The following is a 21,025-nucleotide window of genomic DNA, read 5'->3' on the forward strand; positions in this document are numbered from 1 at the left end:
TCAGTAAACACAGCGTAGTTCGCCGCATCCTGACCGTTAAGGGGCGGTGTTCCGTATGGCGAGATTGTTGTGCGTTGGAGCAGCCGGACGGCCGGCGGTGCCGCGCCGCCGTGCTCCGTGTGTGTGGCCGTGCGCCCGTCCGTGCGCTCTGGTCCGGCAGGTGGGGGACCGCTTCCATGAGTGCTGCGTGGGTCGGCCCACTGCGTACTGGAACCAGTGGGCTGGGGGACACCGCCGCCTTCAATCCCCGCGGGCGGCGGACCGGTCCGGGAGGCGAACAGCGCCTCCCGGACTGTCGTATGCCGGGCCAAAGCCCCCGAAGCGCCCCTGAGAATGGCCGAATGACGACTGTCCTGCTCGTTCCCTTTGCTCTGATTTGGGTATGGGTCGCTCGTTCCGCCGCTCGTTGAACCGGCAGCAAATCGCCAACCGCGGGGGCGCGTTCACTTTTTGCGCGCGCTACCCGGAGCCCCTCCTGTGCGCTGCCTTCGTGGCAGCATGTTCCCGAACGGCCGGGGCTCGACGGCCATGGTTTGTCCACAGCCTGTGGAGGCGGCGATGCGGTGGTTGGTGGGGTGGAGCAGTATTGCCGCAAACTTCGGTACGGCCGGGGCCGTCGGGGAGTCCGACGAGGGCCGCACCGTCCACCCCGTCGGCTCGCAGCTCCTGTGGGGCGACCCGGACCCGCTGTGGGCGGTCGGTGACTGGCGCCCCGACGAGGTGCGCGTCGTCACCGCCGATCCGCCTGCCCATGTCGTCGGCCAGGTTCCCATCACCAGACTCGCCGTCCTCGGCTGCTGCGCGGCCGGGGACGGCGAGCTGCGGGCCGGACTGCTGTCCGCCCGCGGCGGGGCCCTTCGCCATCTGACCTCGTGGGCCGGCAGTTACACCGCGGTCGTCCAGATAGGGCGCCGGATCACCGTCATCGGCGACCTGGCCGGCGCGAGACCCGTCTTCTACACCCCCTGGGCCAACGGCACCGCCTACGCGACCGCCGCCCTCCCGCTCGCCGATCTCATCGAAGCGCAGCTGGACATCGGCCACTTGGCCGCACTGCTCGCCTGCCCCGAGACCCCGGAGGCGTTGCGCGACTCGACTCCGTACGAAGGGGTCAAGCGCATCCCGCCGGGGCACGCGCTGATCCTGCGCGAGGGCTCCCGCGAGATCACCGGCTACGAGCCGGTCGCCTCGCTCGCCGTCGCGGGCCCGCAGATCGAGGCGGCGCGCGCGGTCGACGGCGTACGGGACGCCCTGGTCGACGCGGTACGCGCCCGGCTCACCGCGCCCCGGCACGCACCCGAGACCCTGCCCCCGGACCCGGGGCCCGTGCCGGGCATGGGTCCCGCGGAGCGCCGCGCCGCCAGGGGCGGGCCGGCTCCCGGCATCGGCGCGGACCTGTCCGGCGGCAGCGCGTCCGGCACGCTCGCGCTGCTCGCGGCGGGGCTGCCCGGCGTCCCCGGCACGGTGCTCGGCCATGGCACCGGCGCGGGCGAGCGGCTCCTCGCCGTCACCTTCAACGACCTCACCGAGGACGGCCGCGAGGCCGAACTGGAACGGGCACGCGCGATCGCCGAGAACCCCCGCCTGCACCATGTGGTCGTCGCGGCCGGCGAGGAGGGGCTGCCGTACGCCTCGCTGGACAGCGGGCCGCTCACCGACGAACCCGCGCCCTCCCTTGTCACGGCGGAACGTCACCGTGGCCGGCTGACCGGCGGCAGCGCGGACCACTTCACCGGTACGGGCGCACGGCAGGTGCTGGACGCGCACCCGGCACGCCTCGCGGATCTGCTGCTGGACCGGCGCCGGCGCCATCTGCTGCGGCCTGCCGCAGCGCTGGCGCGGGCCGAAGGCCCTTCGCCGCAGGCGCTGTTCATCCCCGTGACGGTGTACCGGGCGGCGCGGCGGCTGGCGCGTACGCCGTACCGGACGGGCCTGGAGACGGCCGCCGACCTGTTGCTGGAGGCGAACCGCAAGAGCGCGGGGGCGAACGGCACCGGCCCGCTCGGTGCGTCGCTGGCGGCCCTGACCTGGTCGCGGCCCGGCCCGGCCGCGCGGTGGCTCACGGGTGAGGCGTTGGCTGAAGTATCGGTTCGTCTGATGGCGGCGGCGACGCGCCCGGTGATCGTGCAACGTCCCGGTGAGGCCCGCGCCCGGGCCGCGCTGACCCGCCACGCGTCCGACCACCGCATCCTGGAACAGGCGGCCGAGGTCCGCAGCCAGCGCCTGCACGCGCCCTTCCTCGACAACCAGGTCGTCCGCGCCTGCCGCGACCTCCCCGAGTCCCTGCGGGTGCGGCCAGGCGCGCGGGCGGAGATCCTGCGCACGGTCCTCTCGGGTGCGGGCATCCACGACCTGCCGCCGGGCTGGGGTGCGACCACCCAGGCCACGTCGACCGCGACGGCACGCAAAGGCCTCCGCGCGGCACTGCCGACGCTGATGGCCCTCTTCGACGCCCCGCTGCTCGCGGACGCGGGCCTCGTGGAGGCGCGGGTGGTCCGCAAGGCCCTGAGGGCGGCCTCCGAGGGCGAACAGGTGCCTCTGGACGGCCTGGCCGACCTGATCTCCACGGAACTGTGGCTGCGGCGACTGCTGTCGCGCCGTGGCACCTGCTGGACGGGCTCGGCGGCCCCCCGGCAGCGTGCGGTCGCCGGAGGAGTACCACCGCGGCGAACACTCCAGCCGTAGGCGGCGGTTGGGCCCGCACAGGGCTCAGGCCGACCTCCGCGCGGGTGGGCCTCGGTACGGCCTCGGGTGGACCTCGGTACGGCCTCGGGTGGACCTCGGTACGGCCTCGGGCTCCTTGTACGGCCCGGCTGATCTCCGTACGACCGCGGGCTCTCCGTACGGCCCGGGGGCGCGACCCCCGTAGAGGTACCGGTACGGGCCGTCGTCAGCCGCAGCTGATCTGCGACTGGGCCCAGTTCGCGAGCGCCACCGAACCGAACGGCGTGACCGGCTCCACGACCAGCCGGATCCTCTCCCGCCCGCCGATCGCCACATGCACCGGTACGCCCGCCTGCCCGCCGCGGATCACCGGCGAGCGCCACAGCCGCGCACCGTCCCCGTAGACGGAGAACCGCACGGCACCGCGGCCCAGCGTCAGGTCGTCGATGCCGACCACCGCGTCATAGCTGGTGCACCGGCGGTTGAGGGCGATGGTGACCGACGACGGCGCGTGCACCGTCACCCCGTGTCCGTAGCGGCGGCCGTCGACCGACATCCCCCAGCGCTGCCAGATCCAACTGCTCTGCCCCAGCAGCACCTCAGGTCCGGTGTGGTCACCGAACACGCTGTATTCGAGCCGGTTGACCTGGTAGACCCGCGGCTCCGGCGGAGGCGGGGGAGGTGTGGGGCGCGGCTCGGACGGCGTCGGTGCCGGTGGCTGTGTGGGTGCGGGCGGGTCCGACGGTGCGGGCTCGGACGGCACCGGGGCCGAGGGTGCGGGCGTACCCGGTGCCGTCGTGGGTGCCGGATTCGTCTTCGGCGCAGGGTCGTTGGGACGCACCGACGGAGCCGGTACGGCGGGGTCGCCGGGTGCCGGCGGCCGCGGCGGATCGGGCTTCTGCTGTGGCGGCCGCGGCTGCTGCGGTGCGCCGGGCAGACTGACCGGAGGCTTTGCATCCGCTTCCGGCACGGGCGCCGGGTCGCCGGAGAGCGCCCACACCAGTCCCGCCGCTGCCGCCACGGCCACCGCGGCGGCGATACCCGCCTTCACGGGTGCGCCGAGTCCCTCCGTTGCGGCGGCTCCACCGGCCGCGCCCGAGGACCCGCCGGACGCCGCACCGCCCGATGCCGCGGCGGCCGCGCCCGCCCCCGCCGCGCCGGCTGCTCCGCCGGCGACGATCCCGGCGGCCTTGAGCGAGTAGCCGGCGGCGAACCAGCCGATGACCGCGACCGGCAGCAGCGCGGGGATCCCGGCGTTGACGTGCTCCAGCTCGCCCACCGCGAGCCGGCACTTGGCGCACTCCTCCAGGTGCTTGCGCAGACCGCGTTCGGCCCGCATCCGCAGCCCGCCGCGGGCATAGGCCCCCAGCCGGTCGGCGTACCGCGCGCAGTCGCCGCCGGAGGTGAGCGCGGTGCTCACATGGGCTTGCAGATAGGCCTGCTTGAGCCCTTCGCGGGCCCGGCTGGCGAGGACCGCCGTGGCGTTGGCGGTCAGCCCGAAGAGCGGTGCGACCTCGCTCGGGGACTCCTCCTCGACGGTGGTGTGCCACAGGACCGCCTGCCAGCGCTCGGGCAGCGACCGGAAGGCCTGCATGGCCAGGGACTGTTCGGCCTCGTGCATGGCGCGGACGTCCGCGCCCAGGTCCAGGGTGTCGTCGGTCGCGGCGTCCGTGCTGCGGGCTGCCTCGGCGGCGAACACCGCGAAGTCGTCCACCAGTTGCTCGCGCTTGGCGGTCTTCGTCCAGGAGGCGGCCACCCGGCGCACCGTCGTCATCAGATACGCCCGCACGGCGTGATCGGGCCCGGCGCCCCCGCGAACGGCCTGCAGCGTCCGCGCGAACACCTCTGCCGTCAGGTCGTCGGCGGTGTGCGCGTCCCGGCAACACGTGCGCGCGTACCGACGAACGGCGTCGGAGTGGCGGCGGAACAGCTCCTCGTAGGCGCTGCTCTCCCCCATGCGCATGCGCTGGAGCAACTCGGCATCGGACACGGGGAGTTCACGTGGTGGCGGAAGCACCGAGTCGAGTCCGCTGCCGCCTTCGCGCTGGAGCGGCACCGCATGACCGGCCGGCACGGGGCCGGTGGTCCCGATCCCGTCTCTGGCCGCGCCTTGGGGCGGAACGCCGTCGGGCGATCCGGAGGACCCCTCGGGCCCGCCCTGGCTCGGAACCTGCCTCGAAGGCAGTCCCGAAGCCTCCGCGTCATCCGCACCGTCGAGGGACTCGTCCCGTTCGTCACCGCTCATCGCGGAAGCCCCCGTCAGCACCTTCAGACCCAAACACCGGGCAAGCGTGCCACAGAGCAACAGCGCACCGAACCCGCATGCGCGTCAACCACTCATCCGGGGAGACTTACCGAATCCGAGCACTAATCGTCACTCGTTCGGGGAATGGTCAATCGGCGTTCTGTGATGAGCCGTTGCGGCTGTGGATCGCGATGGTCGGTCGCTGCCCACAGCCGCACCCGTCAGTGCTCAGGCCGACCGCGGACGCAATCCCTCGAGGAGAATGTCCAGCAGCCGTGACGACGCCGCAGCCTGCTGCGCCGGGTCCGGCAGCGAGGGCGCCGCCGTGGCTATCACCAGCAGCACGTCCGCCACGGTCACATCGCCCCGCAGCTCACCCGCCGCCCGGGCCCGGTCCACGAGCTGCCCCACGACCTCGAGCAGATCCGCCGCGCCCGTGCCCTCGTCCTCGTCCGCCGGTGCCTGACGCTGTCCGACGACCCGCAGTTCGGGCTGTGCCCCGGAGCGCTGATGCGGAACCCGGACACCGTCGCCGCCGACCGCCGCAGACTCCTCCGACTCCACGCCGACGCGCAGCACCTGCGGCGGCAGCAGCCGTCCGGCACCCGACGCCACCGACGTACGCAGGAAGCGGGAGAGGGCCGACCAGGGCTCCTCCTCCTGCCCCAGAGCCGTACGCGCCTGCTCCGTCAGCCGGGAGGTCTCCTCCTCGGCTATCCGGCGCACCAGCACGTCCTTGCTCGGGAAACGGCGGTACACCGTCCCCACGCCGACCCTGGCGCGACGGGCCACATCCTCCATCGGCGCGCCGTATCCCAGCTCGCCGAACACCTCACGAGCCGCCCGCAGGACGTGCTCGAGATTGCGCTGTGCGTCCACCCGCAGCGGTGCGGAACGGCCGAGGCCGCCCGATCCCGCGCGTCCGTTGCCCTCGCCGCCCGTGTGTCCGCCGTGCACGGAATGCCCGTCCACGGCCGTCGGCACGGCAGCCTGCCAATGAGAATCCTGAATGGTCATACGCGTTCCCCCGGTCACTGTGTCTCCCCCCGGAGACCTCCCCGCCTGGTCTGCCGGGCGCGCCTTGACCAGGCACCCCGACGAGGTACGAACATAGTTGAGCCAGGGTCAATTCAGAAGGGGGTAGTTCCGCACGGAGCGCCCCCCGATCGGAGCAAGGACCGGAAGACTCCCGATTACGCCCCCTCGCACCACCCTCCTCCCCGCCCCTGACCTGCGTACCTTCCGGAATGCGCGGGATGCGCCCGGCGCGTCACAACCGGAGGCTTCCGGTCACACAATTTGCCGGGCCTGTGGACAAACGCCTGCGGCCGTTGCCTCATGGGATGGTGAAGGCTGCTAACTCCCGGGGCGCGACCCCCGGCCCACCGTCGGGCACGCGCATCCTCGTCGTCGGCGGCGGCTACGTCGGGATGTACACGGCGCTTCGTCTCCAGCAGAAGCTGAAACACGAGCTGGCACGCGGCGAGGCGGAGATCCTGGTGATCACGCCGGACCCCTATATGACGTATCAGCCCTTCCTCCCCGAAGCGGCCGCCGGATCGATCTCGCCCCGCCATGTCGTCGTCCCGCTGCGGCGAGTTCTGGACAAGTGCAAGATCCTCATCGGCGAGGCCACGGCGATCGACCATGCCAAGCGCACCGCGACCGTGACCACCCTCGCCACCGCCGAGGAGGGGACCGGCGCCGTCGAGCTGCCGTACGACGAACTGGTCCTCGCGCCGGGATCGGTCTCCCGCACCCTGCCCGTCCCCGGCCTCGCGGACTACGCCATCGGCTTCAAGACCGTCGAGGAGGCCATCGGTCTGCGCAACCACGTCATCGAGCAGATGGACATCGCCTCCTCCACCCGCGACCCCGCGATCCGCGACGCGGCCCTCACCTTCGTCTTCGTCGGCGGCGGCTACGCGGGCGTCGAGGCGCTCGCCGAGCTGGAGGACATGGCCCGCTACACCTCGCGCTACTACCACAACATCAAGCCCGACGACCTGAAGTGGATCCTCGTCGAGGCCAGCAACCGCATCCTCCCCGAGGTGGGCGAGGAGATGGGCACCTACGCCATACGCGAGCTGCGCGCCCGCAACATCGACGTACGCCTCGAGACCCGGCTCGAGTCCTGCGAGGACCGCGTCGCCGTTCTCAGCGACGGCAGCCGCTTTCCGACGCGCACCGTCGTGTGGACCGCCGGCGTCAAACCGGCACCGGTCCTGGCCGCCACCGACCTGCCGCTGAACGAGCGTGGCCGCCTGCGCTGCACCGCCGAACTGACCGTCGTCGGCGTCGAGCACGCCTGGGCGGCCGGTGACGCGGCGGCCGTTCCCGATGTCACCGCCGACACGCCGGGCACGGAGACCGCGCCCAACGCCCAGCACGCCGTGCGTCAGACGAAGGTGCTGGCGGAGAACATCGCGGCATCGCTGCGCGGCGCACCGCTCCAGCAGTACGCGCACAAATACGTCGGCTCCGTGGCCTCCCTCGGTCTCCACAAGGGCGTCGCCCACGTCTACGGCCGCAAGCTCAAGGGCTACCCGGCGTGGTTCATGCACCGCGCCTACCACCTGAGCCGTGTCCCCACCTTCAACCGCAAGGCGCGGGTGCTCGCGGAATGGACCCTCGCGGGGCTCTTCAAGCGCGAGATCGTCTCGCTCGGATCGCTGGAGCACCCGCGGGCCGAGTTCGAGCTCGCCGCCGGCGGCAAACGCCCCGGCCACGGCCCTGACGGTGCGCGGCACCGGCCCCACGGCGGGACCCTCCCCGGGACCGAGGGCGGGTCGAAGGACGAGCAGCAGAGCGACCCCAGAGGCAACTAGCCGGCGGCGGCCGGCAGTCCGTTCGGCCACACTGGACGTGTGACCATAGGTGGGCTCACACCTGCACAGAGTGACCCTTGGCGACAACCATTGAGGCAAGTAAGTCAGTGAACTTCACGCGTTGGAGCTCGAGGCTCCCCGGTACGCAGCGCCGCGGCGCGGCGCGGAGGACCGACCACGGGATCTCCCCCGTACAACGAGGGGAGGGCTCGGTCCCCGCGGCCCGCGGCGAGTACGAACAGCAGCCGGACTCCCTGCCCGACGCGCCCGCCATCGAGGACTTCCCGGTCCGCGAGGTGCTCGGCAGCCTGCCCGCCCTGGTCGCCCTCGTGTACGGCCCCGAGCACCGCATCGCCTACGTGAACGACGCGTACGCCGCGGCCTTCGGCCCCCGCCCGGCCGGCGCCACGGCCGCCGGCGCCTGCCCCGAACTGGCCGAGCTGGGCCTGTTCCCGCTCATGGACCAGGTGCTGCGCAGCGGGAAGCCCCGGACGGTCAAGTCCCGCAAGGTCCGCGGCGGAGGCTCGTACACCGCCACCTGCCTTCCGGTCGACAGCCCCGACGAAGGCGGCGGGGTCCTCGTCTTCGCCGCCGACGTCACCGACCACGCCGAGGCCGCCGAGCGGCTGCGGGCCAGCGAGCGCCGTCACCGCGAGACGGCGGTGACTCTCCAGCGGTCCCTGCTGCCGCAGGAGTTGGAGCAGCCCGACGATCTGCGGATCGCGGCCGACTACCGCCCGGGCGGTACGGACGCGGCGGTCGGCGGCGACTGGTACGACGTCATCACCCTCGGCGCCGGCCGTACCGCGCTCGTCATCGGCGACGTCATGGGCCGCGGGGTGCGTGCCGCCGCCGTCATGGGCCAGCTCCGGACCGCCGTCCGCGCCTACGCCCGTCTCGATCTGCCGCCGCACGAGGTGCTCCAGCTGCTCGACGGCCTGGCCGCCGAGATCGACGCCAGCCAGATCGCGACCTGCGTCTACGCGGTGCACGATCCGAACGAAGGCCGGCTCGTGTACGCGTCGGCCGGCCATCTGCCGATCCTCGTCCGCGACGAGGACGGCTCGGTCCGCCGCGCCGAGGACCCGACGGGCCCCCCGCTCGGCACCGGCGGCTGGATCCACACCTCGGGCACGATCGCCCTGCCGCCCGGCTCCAGCGCCGTCCTCTACACCGATGGTCTGGTCGAGCGCCGGGGCGAGGACATCGACGAGGGAGTGGCCGCTCTGGAGCGTGCCCTGTCGGGAGCGACGGGCACCCCCCAGGTGGTCTGCGACCGGCTGATCCGCTCGCTGGGGGTGACGGCGGAGCATGACGACGACGTCGCCGTCCTCGTCGTCCAGCACCCCACGCGTACGGGTGCGGCGGCCGAGCTCTTCCACAACGCGGCGCTCGATCTTCTCGGCGGCATCGAAGCGGCCCCGCGCGCCCGCGCGTTCGCCTCCGGCGTCCTCGCCTCCTGGCGCTTCTCCCCGGAACTGCACGACCTGGGCGTCCTGGCGACCAGCGAACTGGTCGCCAACTCCCTCCAGCACGGCACCCCGCCCATGCGCCTCAGACTCCGCCGCACCGACCGCCGGCTGATCATCGAGGTCACGGACGGCGACGATCACCTGCCGCGCCGCCGCCGTGCGGAAACGGAGGACGAGGCGGGCCGCGGGATCTCCATCGTCGCGACGATCGCCTCGTCCTGGGGAAGCCGCCGCACGCCGGGCGGCGGGAAAGCGGTCTGGTGCGAGTTCGCCCTGCCCTCGTAGGGCAGGGATCCCCGCGGGCTCAGCCCCTCAGACCGGTGTCTCCACCGCTTCGGCGGGCTTGTGCACCGCCACCACCCGCGACTTCGACGCGAGCGCGGGCTTGTCCTGCACAGGTGTGAGCTGCTTGCCGAGCCGCAGCGCCAGCACACTGATGCCGAGCGAGAACAGCACGAACGTCACGATGTACGGGCCGTGCAGCGCGGCCCCCATCGGCCCGCCCACGGCCGGACCGACCGCCAGCGCGAGCTGCTTGACCAGGGCGAACGCCGAGTTGTACTGCCCGACCATCGACTCCGGCGCCAGATCGGCGACCAGCGGCGCGACGGTCGGCGACAGCATCGCCTCACCCAGCCCGAAGAGCGCGTACGTCGAGACGAACGCGGCCGTCGCCATCGCCTGGCTGCCGTGCCCGAGGCCCGCGTAGCCCGCGATGAGCCAGGCGACCGTCCAGATCAGCCCGACAGCGGCGATCACCCGGGTGCGGCTGCGGCGCTCGACGAACTTCAGCACGACGAACTGGGCGACCACGATGACCGCGGTGTTCGCGGCCAGCGCGGTGCCGAGCGTCGACGGCTGGATCCCGGCGGCCTCGGTGCCGTAGGCCGCGAGCCCCGACTCGAACTGTCCGTAGCAGGCGAAGAAGAGGACGAACCCGAGGACGCAGAGCTGGACCATGGCCTTGTGGCCGAGCAGGGCACGCATCCCGCCGCGTGCCTTGGCCTCGGCGTTCTCGGGCCGCAGCTCGTGCAGTGAGAGGGAGCGCGGCAGCCGCACGGTGAGGGCGATCCCGGCCAGCACCAGGAACATCGCGGCTTCGATACCGAACAGCAGGAGGAAGCTGCCCGGGCGGCTCGCGTCGACGATGTGCCCGCCGATCAGCCCGCCGATGCCGAGGCCCAGGTTCTGCAGGAAGAACTGTGTGGCGAAGGCGCGCGTACGGGTCGTGGAGTCGGAGGTCCACACGATCATGGTGGCCAGCGCCGGCTGCATGATCGCGGTACCGGCGCCCAGCAGGGCCGCCGACAGCACGACCGCGGGCACGTTCCCCGCCAGTCCCATGGCGACGGCGCCCGCACCGGCCAGCAGCGCGGCCCCCACCAGGACGGGCAGCGGTCCGCGGCGGTCGATCACACGACCGGTGAAGGGAAGGGCGACGAGGGCGGCCATCGCAAAGACCGCGAGGACAGCTCCCGCCGTCGTCGCGCCGAGATCCCGTACCTGCGCCACATAGACGTACAGATACGGGACCGTGAAGCCGAGTCCGAACGCGCTCAGCGCGTTCCCCGCCTGAATCCGGCGCATCGCAGCGCCCATCGCCCTGGTCACACTCACCTACCTCGAGGTCTTGAAGGACTGAAGCCTGAAGACTTCAACACTAAAGTTAGATCCTCAACAATACACAGTGAAGGACTTCAACGCCAACGCGCCCCATGGGATACTTCGGCGCATGCCAACCGCGAGCCCCGAAGGCCCAGCAGCGCCGGACCCCGCCCTCGGCGAGCCGAGCCTCGACGAGCAGATCGCCGCGTACCAGCGGGAGTACGGAGACCTGGACCCCCAGGTCGAGAAGGTCGTCTCCGCGCTGGGCCGGCTCAATCGGCGCATGAACGTGGCGTATGGCCGCCAGGTCGCCACCCTCGGCATCAGCAACGCCGAGTGGGAGGTCCTCAAGAGCCTGGTGCTCGCGGGGGCGCCCTACCGGATGGGCCCCGGCGAACTGGCCAAGCGCCTCGGCCTCACCCCGGCCGCGATGACCCACCGCATCGACCGCATGGCGAGCGAAGGCCTCGTCACCCGCGACCGGGACGAGAACAACCGCGTCCGCGTGATCGTGGAACTGACCGACGAAGGCCGTACGAAGTGGCTCGAGGCGATGCGCATGGCCACGGACTTCGAGGAGGACCTGCTCCAGGACCTCTCGGCGGAGGACCGGGGCATGCTCGGCGAGCTCCTGATCCGCGTCCTGCGCCGGGTGGAACACGCCCAACCGGACGCGGGCGGCCGGCTCACGGACCTCGACTAGCGAGCTGTCGACCCCTCCCGGGCGGGATTTGACGCACACTTCACCTGTCTGTAAGGTTCTTCGAGTTGTCAGGGGCCGGAACGGTTCCTCGACAGCCACTCAGCCGCTCAAGCGGCACCCAACTCTCGACACGATCTCCCAACCGGGACGAATTTCGGCATGCCGAAATTCATTTCGAAGACTCGATTATGAGTCGGATGGGGAATCCGCTAGAGTTTGGAACGTCGGAACGGCCCAACAGCCGGAATGACAACCCGAGTTCGACCGGGAATCAGGCCCGAAAGGATCTGATAGAGTCGGAATCGCCGGAAAGCCGAAAGGCCGGAAAGCAGCCCCGCCGACTGGGGAATCGGACACGAAAGAGTCTGATAGAGTCGGAAACGCAAGACCGAAGGGAAGCGCCCGGAGGAAAGCCCGAGAGGGTGAGTACAAAGGAAGCGTCCGTTCCTTGAGAACTCAACAGCGTGCCAAAAGTCAACGCCAGATATGTTGATACCCCGTCCATCTTCGGATGGCGAGGTTCCTTTGAAAGTCCTGCCGGCCCTTGTGGTCGGTAGGCAATGACACAGCGAGGACGCTGTGAACAGTCGGTCTTATTCCGATCGGCTGTTCCGCTCTTGTGGTGTTCATCCCGATTACGGGAAAACATTCATGGAGAGTTTGATCCTGGCTCAGGACGAACGCTGGCGGCGTGCTTAACACATGCAAGTCGAACGATGAAGCCCTTCGGGGTGGATTAGTGGCGAACGGGTGAGTAACACGTGGGCAATCTGCCCTTCACTCTGGGACAAGCCCTGGAAACGGGGTCTAATACCGGATAACACTCCTTCCTGCATGGGAAGGGTTGAAAGCTCCGGCGGTGAAGGATGAGCCCGCGGCCTATCAGCTTGTTGGTGGGGTGATGGCCTACCAAGGCGACGACGGGTAGCCGGCCTGAGAGGGCGACCGGCCACACTGGGACTGAGACACGGCCCAGACTCCTACGGGAGGCAGCAGTGGGGAATATTGCACAATGGGCGAAAGCCTGATGCAGCGACGCCGCGTGAGGGATGACGGCCTTCGGGTTGTAAACCTCTTTCAGCAGGGAAGAAGCGAAAGTGACGGTACCTGCAGAAGAAGCGCCGGCTAACTACGTGCCAGCAGCCGCGGTAATACGTAGGGCGCAAGCGTTGTCCGGAATTATTGGGCGTAAAGAGCTCGTAGGCGGCTTGTCACGTCGGATGTGAAAGCCCGGGGCTTAACCCCGGGTCTGCATTCGATACGGGCTAGCTAGAGTGTGGTAGGGGAGATCGGAATTCCTGGTGTAGCGGTGAAATGCGCAGATATCAGGAGGAACACCGGTGGCGAAGGCGGATCTCATGGGCCATTACTGACGCTGAGGAGCGAAAGCGTGGGGAGCGAACAGGATTAGATACCCTGGTAGTCCACGCCGTAAACGTTGGGAACTAGGTGTTGGCGACATTCCACGTCGTCGGTGCCGCAGCTAACGCATTAAGTTCCCCGCCTGGGGAGTACGGCCGCAAGGCTAAAACTCAAAGGAATTGACGGGGGCCCGCACAAGAGCGGAGCATGTGGCTTAATTCGACGCAACGCGAAGAACCTTACCAAGGCTTGACATCGCCCGGAAAGCATCAGAGATGGTGCCCCCCTTGTGGTCGGGTGACAGGTGGTGCATGGCTGTCGTCAGCTCGTGTCGTGAGATGTTGGGTTAAGTCCCGCAACGAGCGCAACCCTTGTTCTGTGTTGCCAGCATGCCCTTCGGGGTGATGGGGACTCACAGGAGACTGCCGGGGTCAACTCGGAGGAAGGTGGGGACGACGTCAAGTCATCATGCCCCTTATGTCTTGGGCTGCACGTGCTACAATGGCCGGTACAATGAGCTGCGATGCCGCGAGGCGGAGCGAATCTCAAAAAAGCCGGTCTCAGTTCGGATTGGGGTCTGCAACTCGACCCCATGAAGTCGGAGTTGCTAGTAATCGCAGATCAGCATTGCTGCGGTGAATACGTTCCCGGGCCTTGTACACACCGCCCGTCACGTCACGAAAGTCGGTAACACCCGAAGCCGGTGGCCCAACCCCTTGTGGGAGGGAGCTGTCGAAGGTGGGACTGGCGATTGGGACGAAGTCGTAACAAGGTAGCCGTACCGGAAGGTGCGGCTGGATCACCTCCTTTCTAAGGAGCACTTCTTACCGGATCTTCGGATCAGGTCAGAGGCCAGTACATCGGCGAATGTCCGGTGCTGGTTGCTCATGGGTGGAACGTTGACTATTCGGCACGATCCGCAGGGATCACTAGTACTGCTCTTCGGAGTGTGGAACGTGACTCCAGGCTGATCGTGCCGGGCGCGCTGTTGGGTATCTGAGGGTACGGACAGAAAGTTGTCTGAACCTTCGCGATGCCGGCCCCAGTGAACTCGCCCTGTTGGGTGGGGTGGTGGGTGGCTGGTCGTTGCTTGAGAACTGCACAGTGGACGCGAGCATCTGTGGCCAAGTTTTTAAGGGCGCACGGTGGATGCCTTGGCACCAGGAACCGATGAAGGACGTGGGAGGCCACGATAGTCCCCGGGGAGTCGTCAACCAGGCTTTGATCCGGGGGTTTCCGAATGGGGAAACCCGGCAGTCGTCATGGGCTGTCACCCGCTGCTGAACACATAGGCAGTGTGGAGGGAACGAGGGGAAGTGAAACATCTCAGTACCCTCAGGAAGAGAAAACAACCGTGATTCCGGGAGTAGTGGCGAGCGAAACCGGATGAGGCCAAACCGTATGCGTGTGATACCCGGCAGGGGTTGCGCATGCGGGGTTGTGGGATCTCTTTATCATCGTCTGCCGGCGGTGAGACGAGTCAGAAACCGTATGGATAGGCGAAGGACATGCGAAAGGTCCGGCGTAGAGGGTAAGACCCCCGTAGCTGAAATTCATGCGGCTCGTTTAAGAGACACCCAAGTAGCACGGGGCCCGAGAAATCCCGTGTGAATCTGGCGGGACCACCCGTTAAGCCTAAATATTCCCTGGTGACCGATAGCGGATAGTACCGTGAGGGAATGGTGAAAAGTACCGCGGGAGCGGAGTGAAATAGTACCTGAAACCGTGTGCCTACAAGCCGTGGGAGCGTCGCGCAAGGAACTTGTTCCTTGCGTCGTGACTGCGTGCCTTTGAAGAATGAGCCTGCGAGTTTGCGGTGTGTTGCGAGGTTAACCCGTGTGGGGGAAGCCGTAGCGAAAGCGAGTCCGAATAGGGCGACATAGTAGCGCGCTCAAGACCCGAAGCGGAGTGATCTAGCCATGGGCAGGTTGAAGCGGCTGTAAGAGGTCGTGGAGGACCGAACCCACCAGGGTTGAAAACCTGGGGGGATGACCTGTGGTTAGGGGTGAAAGGCCAATCAAACTCCGTGATAGCTGGTTCTCCCCGAAATGCATTTAGGTGCAGCGTCGTGTGTTTCTTGCCGGAGGTAGAGCACTGGATAGGCGATGGGCCCTACCGGGTTACTGACCTTAGCCAAACTCCGAATGCCGGTAAGTGAGAGCACGGCAGTGAGACTGTGGGGGATAAGCTCCATGGTCGAGAGGGAAACAGCCCAGAGCATCGACTAAGGCCCCTAAGCGTACGCTAAGTGGGAAAGGATGTGGAGTCGCAGAGACAACCAGGAGGTTGGCTTAGAAGCAGCCACCCTTGAAAGAGTGCGTAATAGCTCACTGGTCAAGTGATTCCGCGCCGACAATGTAGCGGGGCTCAAGCGTACCGCCGAAGTCGTGTCATTCGTACATATATCCCCAACGGGAGTACGGATGGGTAGGGGAGCGTCGTGTGCCGGGTGAAGCCGCGCCGGAAGGCAGTGGTGGACGGTTCACGAGTGAGAATGCAGGCATGAGTAGCGATACACACGTGAGAAACGTGTGCGCCGATTGACTAAGGGTTCCTGGGTCAGGCTGATCTGCCCAGGGTAAGTCGGGACCTAAGGCGAGGCCGACAGGCGTAGTCGATGGACAACCGGTTGATATTCCGGTACCCGCTTTGAAACGCCCAATATCGAGCCCATTAATGCTAAGCCCGTGAAGCCGTTCCGGACCCTTCGGGGAAAGGAAAGTGGTGGAGCCGGCGATCCAAGGTGGTAGTAGGTAAGCGATGGGGTGACGCAGGAAGGTAGTCCAGCCCGGGCGGTGGTTGTCCCGGGGTAAGGGTGTAGGCCGAGGGGTAGGCAAATCCGTCCCTCGTTAAGGCTGAGACCTGATGCCGAGCCGATTGTGGTGAAGTGGATGATCCTATGCTGTCGAGAAAAGCCTCTAGCGAGTTTCATGGCGGCCCGTACCCTAAACCGACTCAGGTGGTCAGGTAGAGAATACCGAGGCGTTCGGGTGAACTATGGTTAAGGAACTCGGCAAAATGCCCCCGTAACTTCGGGAGAAGGGGGGCCATCACTGGTGAGAGGACTTGCTCCTCGAGCTGGGGGTGGCCGCAGAGACCAGCGAGAAGCGACTGTTTACTAAAAACACAGGTCCGTGCGAAGCCGTAAGGCGATGTATACGGACTGACGCCTGCCCGGTGCTGGAACGTTAAGGGGACCGGTTAGTACGCTTTCGGGCGTGCGAAGCTGAGAACTTAAGCGCCAGTAAACGGCGGTGGTAACTATAACCATCCTAAGGTAGCGAAATTCCTTGTCGGGTAAGTTCCGACCTGCACGAATGGCGTAACGACTTCTCGACTGTCTCAACCATAGGCCCGGTGAAATTGCACTACGAGTAAAGATGCTCGTTTCGCGCAGCAGGACGGAAAGACCCCGGGACCTTTACTACAGTTTGATATTGGTGTTCGGTTCGGCTTGTGTAGGATAGGTGGGAGACTTTGAAGCGGCCACGCCAGTGGTTGTGGAGTCATCGTTGAAATACCACTCTGGTCGTGCTGGATGTCTAACCTGGGTCCGTGATCCGGATCAGGGACAGTGTCTGATGGGTAGTTTAACTGGGGCGGTTGCCTCCCAAAGGGTAACGGAGGCGCCCAAAGGTTCCCTCAGCCTGGTTGGCAATCAGGTGTTGAGTGTAAGTGCACAAGGGAGCTTGACTGTGAGACCGACGGGTCGAGCAGGGACGAAAGTCGGGACTAGTGATCCGGCGGTGGCTTGTGGAAGCGCCGTCGCTCAACGGATAAAAGGTACCCCGGGGATAACAGGCTGATCTTCCCCAAGAGTCCATATCGACGGGATGGTTTGGCACCTCGATGTCGGCTCGTCGCATCCTGGGGCTGGAGTCGGTCCCAAGGGTTGGGCTGTTCGCCCATTAAAGCGGTACGCGAGCTGGGTTTAGAACGTCGTGAGACAGTTCGGTCCCTATCCGCTGTGCGCGTAGGAATATTGAGAAGGGCTGTCCCTAGTACGAGAGGACCGGGACGGACGAACCTCTGGTGTGCCAGTTGTCCTGCCAAGGGCATGGCTGGTTGGCTACGTTCGGGAGGGATAACCGCTGAAAGCATCTAAGCGGGAAGCCTGCTTCGAGATGAGTATTCCCACCTCCTTGAGAGGGTAAGGCTCCCAGTAGACGACTGGGTTGATAGGCCGGATATGGAAGCCCAGTAATGGGTGGAGTTGACCGGTACTAATAGGCCGAGGGCTTGTCCTCAGTTGCTCGCGTCCACTGTGTTAGTTCTGAAGTAACGAACTGTCGAACCCCCGTCTGTGTGGGTTCCGGGTCGATATCTTCATAGTGTTTCGGTGGTCATTGCGTTAGGGAAACGCCCGGTTACATTCCGAACCCGGAAGCTAAGCCTTTCAGCGCCGATGGTACTGCAGGGGGGACCCTGTGGGAGAGTAGGACGCCGCCGAACAATTTTTAGCCTCAATCCCTGGACCATGTCCGGGGGTTGAGGCATTTTTGCGTTCACGACCGGCCGCCGGCGAAGCGGTGTGCGGGAAACCGTGTTGCGGGTCCGTCCGTCGCACACGGAGGATGCACTGTATGGACCATGTGATTCGCCCCGTACTCGCCGAGGAGTGGGAGAGGGCCAAGGAGATCCGGCTCGCCGCTCTGCAGGACCCGGTTGCCCACCTCGCGTTCCTGGAGTCGTACGAGCACGCCGTCGGGCGGCCGGACAGCTTCTGGCAGGACCGTGCCGTCCATGCGGCCGAGGGCATCAGCTCGCGGCAGTTCATCGCCGAGGCGCCGGACGGGCGGTGGGTGGGGACCATCACCGCGCTGGTGGAGAGGCCGGCAGGTGAGGTGCGGTTCGGGGAGGTGGCGGAGAGCGATCAGACGCATCTGGTCGCGGTGTTCGTCCGGCCCGAGGTTCGCGGCACGGGGGTGTCGGAAGCCTTGTTCCGGGCCGCGATCGACTGGTCGTGGGAACTGTCGGAACCGCCCGTGAAGCGCGTACGGCTGTATGTGCACGAGGGGAACGCCCGGGCGGCGGCGTTCTACCGGCGGATCGGATTCGTGCCGACCGGTGACACCGTGCCGGTGCCGGGCGACGAGACGGCACGCGAGGTGGAGTACGAAGTCCTGCGGTAGTCCGGAAGCGGGGCCGGCTACTGCGTGAGCGGCTCGGGCCAGCGGGCGCGGGCCTGTTCGGCCGAGCGGAGCAGCACCAGGGTGGGCAGTCCCTGTGCCTGACCGGTGGTCAGCAGATCCGGGAGCCGGGGGAGCGGGGCCACGGCGGCCACGTCGTCGAGGACGAGCGTCATTGGTGGGTCGAGCCGACCGTCGGATGACCGTGCGGCCATGCGGCGGCCGTGCTCGACCACGTCTGACGCCAATGCCGTCAGCAAGGGCATCGCTCCGGGGTGGGTGCGGGGATCCTCGATCGGTTCACCCACCAGATAAAGCGTTCCCGATTCATTGGCGAAAGATTCCAGGGCGAGTGCATCGGTTCGGTTGGGAGCGCATGCCTCGCGGATGTGGATCGAGGAGAGGGCCGAGAGCGCGCGGGCGACCAACTGCTGGGCGATCTCCCGCCGTTCGGGGTGGGCGGTGAGTGAGGACTCCAGGAGGCCCGCGAGACCGGAGGCGGCCTTGGGGTGTGTGCGGAGGACGCGTACGGCCTCCTGGGCTCCCCCGCCCTGGGCCCAGCGGTGGACCTGCTTGAACGGGCGCCCGTCCACCGCGGCCGCGTGCAGCCAGCAGCGCAGCAGTGTCTCCGCGGTGTCGGCCATGGCGGCGTCGAGGAGGGCTCGCGGGCGGACCGGCGTGAGAAGGGCGATGGCGCGCGCGGCGGCCGTGTCGGCGTTCTCGCAGCCGGCGGTGGGAGACCAGTGGAGCCGGGCGGGGGTGTCGCAGAGATGGCCCGGGTCGTAGACGAGCACGGGACCCAGCTTGGCCCGGGCGTCCTTGGTCTCGGCCCATACGGTGGGGTCGGACGTGACGACGAGTGCGGGCCCGGCTGCGTCGAGCACGGCCTGGAGCGTGGTGGGCCGGCGCGTGGCGGGGTCGCCGTAGAGAAGCCGGGGGGCGGCGGCGCGGGGCGGCGGGACGGGAGCCGGCAGGACGCCGGTGTCGGGTGCCGACAGGGGTGCGGTGTCGGCGGGCCGTGCGCCGGCCGTCTGCTCCACCGGTGGACCGGGGACCACGGCTGTGGGCGCGTCGGCGGGGTGGTGTGCGGGCTCGGCGTACGGACCGGGGCTCACCGGGTGCGCTTCGCGGGGGAGGGACTCCGCACCGTCCCGGGTCGGGCTGCGGCTGCCGGTCCGGTTGTCGCGTACCTCGTCGCGGCGGGCGGCACGGATGGCCTCCCGGCGGTCCGCCCGGACCGCGCGCCAGCGGGCCGTCGTACCGAGCGCGAAGATCGTCAGGACGATCAGCACCATCAGTTCGCCGATCGCCAGGCCCCAGAACAGGCCGTAGCCGGACAGTTCCGCCGCGGGCGTCGACGGCCAGGCCGCGGCGAGGTCGTGCGGGGCCGAGGCCAGGGAGCGCATCGCCAGCGGGGTGTTCTGGTAGGTGACGCCCTGCGGCCAGGCGCCGTGGGACAGCACACCGGCCAGGCCCGTCGCCGTCCAGACCAGGATGGTCAGGCCGAGGAGGAAGCCGAGCAGGGCCAGCAGCATGCCGTCGGGGATGCCCCGCTCGTTCTCGTCCCGCCGGCGGCGGCCCTGGCGGTTGTCGTGCATGTCATGCCACCGTCGACTCGGACTCGTCGAGCTGCTGCTGCCGTTCGATCAGCGCCGCACGCTCCTCCGCCTCCCACTCCGCGGCCTGTACGTCCTCCGGCAGTGCGGGGCCCGAGGACTCCGTCATGGCACGGTCGGTGAAGACGAGTGGTCGTTCGGCCTCGGTCACCAGGTGTTTGACCACCTGGACGTTGCCGTTGACGTCCCATACGGCGATACCCGGAGTCAGCGTCGGGATGATCTCGACCGCCCAGCGTGGCAGGCCCAGGACCCGGCCCGTGGCTCTCGCCTCGTCCGCCTTCTGGGCGTAGATCGTCCTGGTGGACGCCATCTTGAGGATGGCCGCCGCTTCCCGCGCCGCGGCGCCGTCGACGACGTCCGAGAGGTGGTGGACCACCGCCACGAACGACAGACCGAGCCGCCGGCCGAACTTGAGCAGCCGCTGGAACAGCTGCGCCACGAACGGGCTGTTGATGATGTGCCACGCCTCTTCCACCAGGAAGATGCGCTTCTTGCGGTCCGGGCGGATCCAGGTGTGTTCCAGCCACACGCCCACGATTGCCATGAGGATCGGCATGGCGATGGAGTTGCGGTCGATGTGGGAGAGGTCGAAGACGATCAGCGGTGCGTCGAGGTCGATGCCGACGGTCGTCGGGCCGTCGAACATGCCGCGCAGGTCACCGTCGACCAGCCGGTCCAGCACCAGGGCGACGTCCAGGCCCCAGGCCCGTACATCGTCTATGTCGACGTTCATCGATTCCGCCGACTCCGCCTCCGGGTGGCGCAACTGGTCGACGATGTCGGTCAGTACGGGCTGGCGGTCGGTGATGGACTCATTCACGTAGGCGTGGGCGACCTTGAGCGCGAAGCCGGAGCGCTCGTCCAGGCCGTGGCCCATCGCGACCTCGATGATCGTGCGCAGCAGCGCCAGCTGGCCCGTCGAGGTGATCGCGGGGTCCAGCGGGTTGAGACGGATGCCGCCGTCGAGCGCCGTCATCGGGTCGAGCCGGATGGGAGTTATACCCAGCTCCTGCGCGACGAGGTTCCATTCGCCGACGCCGTCCTCGCCCTGGGCGTCGAGGACGACGACCTGCCGGTCGCGGAAGCGGAGCTGGCGCAGGACGTAGGTCTTCTCCAGTGCCGACTTGCCGTTGCCGGACTCGCCGAGGACCAGCCAGTGCGGGGCGGGGAGCTGCTGGCCGTAGAGCTGGAAGGGATCGTAGATGTAGCCCTTGCCGCTGTAGACCTCACGGCCGATGATCACGCCCGAGTCGCCGAGGCCCGGCGCCGCGGTCGGCAGATAGACGGCCTGCGCCTGCCCGGTCGAGGTTCGGACGGGCAGTCGGGTCGTCTCCACCTTCCCGAACAGGAAGGAGGTGAAGGCATCGGTGAGGACGGACAGCGGATCTCGCATCACTC

10 protein-coding genes and 3 rRNA genes are annotated in these 21,025 nt (G+C 68.0%); 8 read left to right on the forward strand and 5 right to left on the reverse strand.

Features of this window, described 5'->3' with window-relative positions:
* The first annotated feature begins 558 nt into the window (after positions 1–558).
* Positions 559–2,685 (forward strand): asparagine synthase-related protein, encoded by a 2,127-nt coding sequence (locus tag RPQ07_RS19800; RefSeq protein ID WP_313945493.1) that lies wholly within the window; start codon positions 559–561, stop codon positions 2,683–2,685.
* A 205-nt stretch (positions 2,686–2,890) separates the two neighbouring features.
* Here the strand turns inward: RPQ07_RS19800 and RPQ07_RS19805 are convergent, their stop codons facing one another.
* Positions 2,891–4,909, reverse strand: coding sequence for a sigma-70 family RNA polymerase sigma factor (locus RPQ07_RS19805; RefSeq protein WP_313945494.1), 2,019 nt, complete (start codon positions 4,907–4,909; stop codon positions 2,891–2,893).
* A 228-nt stretch (positions 4,910–5,137) separates the two neighbouring features.
* Positions 5,138–5,926 (reverse strand): helix-turn-helix domain-containing protein, encoded by a 789-nt coding sequence (locus tag RPQ07_RS19810; protein WP_313945495.1) that lies wholly within the window; start codon positions 5,924–5,926, stop codon positions 5,138–5,140.
* A 326-nt stretch (positions 5,927–6,252) separates the two neighbouring features.
* Between RPQ07_RS19810 and RPQ07_RS19815 the strand changes: the two genes are divergently transcribed.
* Together RPQ07_RS19815 and RPQ07_RS19820 are read left to right on the forward strand one after the other, a co-directional pair.
* Positions 6,253–7,737, forward strand: a complete 1,485-nt coding sequence (locus tag RPQ07_RS19815; RefSeq protein WP_313945496.1) for an NAD(P)/FAD-dependent oxidoreductase — start codon at positions 6,253–6,255, stop codon at positions 7,735–7,737.
* Between the two features lie 107 nt (positions 7,738–7,844).
* Entirely contained in the window at positions 7,845–9,494 is a 1,650-nt protein-coding gene (locus RPQ07_RS19820; protein WP_313945497.1) for a SpoIIE family protein phosphatase, read from the forward strand.
* 27 nt (positions 9,495–9,521) lie between these two features.
* Here RPQ07_RS19820 and RPQ07_RS19825 read toward each other — a convergent pair whose 3' ends face one another.
* Positions 9,522–10,796, reverse strand: a complete 1,275-nt coding sequence (locus RPQ07_RS19825; RefSeq protein ID WP_313948954.1) for an MFS transporter — start codon at positions 10,794–10,796, stop codon at positions 9,522–9,524.
* 145 nt (positions 10,797–10,941) lie between these two features.
* Between RPQ07_RS19825 and RPQ07_RS19830 the strand changes: the two genes are divergently transcribed.
* The 5 genes from RPQ07_RS19830 to RPQ07_RS19850 all read left to right on the forward strand — a co-directional run bounded on the left by RPQ07_RS19830 (position 10,942) and on the right by RPQ07_RS19850 (position 18,011).
* A complete protein-coding gene (locus tag RPQ07_RS19830; RefSeq protein ID WP_313945498.1) occupies positions 10,942–11,517 on the forward strand; it encodes a MarR family transcriptional regulator in 576 nt (191 codons plus the stop codon).
* A 648-nt stretch (positions 11,518–12,165) separates the two neighbouring features.
* Positions 12,166–13,689 (forward strand): 16S ribosomal RNA (locus tag RPQ07_RS19835).
* Between the two features lie 312 nt (positions 13,690–14,001).
* Positions 14,002–17,126 (forward strand): 23S ribosomal RNA (locus RPQ07_RS19840).
* Positions 17,127–17,214: 88 nt separating this feature from the next.
* A 5S ribosomal RNA gene (gene rrf, locus RPQ07_RS19845) occupies positions 17,215–17,331 on the forward strand.
* Together the 16S, 23S and 5S rRNA genes form the textbook arrangement of a ribosomal RNA operon.
* 131 nt (positions 17,332–17,462) lie before the next feature.
* Complete coding sequence (locus RPQ07_RS19850) at positions 17,463–18,011, forward strand: GNAT family N-acetyltransferase (protein WP_313945499.1); 549 nt, start codon at positions 17,463–17,465, stop codon at positions 18,009–18,011.
* Positions 18,012–18,028: 17 nt separating this feature from the next.
* Here the strand turns inward: RPQ07_RS19850 and RPQ07_RS19855 are convergent, their stop codons facing one another.
* The gene (locus RPQ07_RS19855) at positions 18,029–19,606 is read right to left on the reverse strand and encodes a type IV secretory system conjugative DNA transfer family protein (protein WP_313945500.1); all 1,578 of its coding nucleotides are present in this window, start codon (positions 19,604–19,606) and stop codon (positions 18,029–18,031) included.
* 1 nt (position 19,607) lies between these two features.
* Positions 19,608–21,020, reverse strand: coding sequence for an ATP-binding protein (locus RPQ07_RS19860; RefSeq protein WP_313945501.1), 1,413 nt, complete (start codon positions 21,018–21,020; stop codon positions 19,608–19,610).
* Positions 21,021–21,025: the final 5 nt, after the last annotated feature.

Source organism: Streptomyces sp. AM8-1-1 (assembly GCF_032229325.1).
Lineage (GTDB): Bacteria > Actinomycetota > Actinomycetes > Streptomycetales > Streptomycetaceae > Streptomyces > Streptomyces achmelvichensis.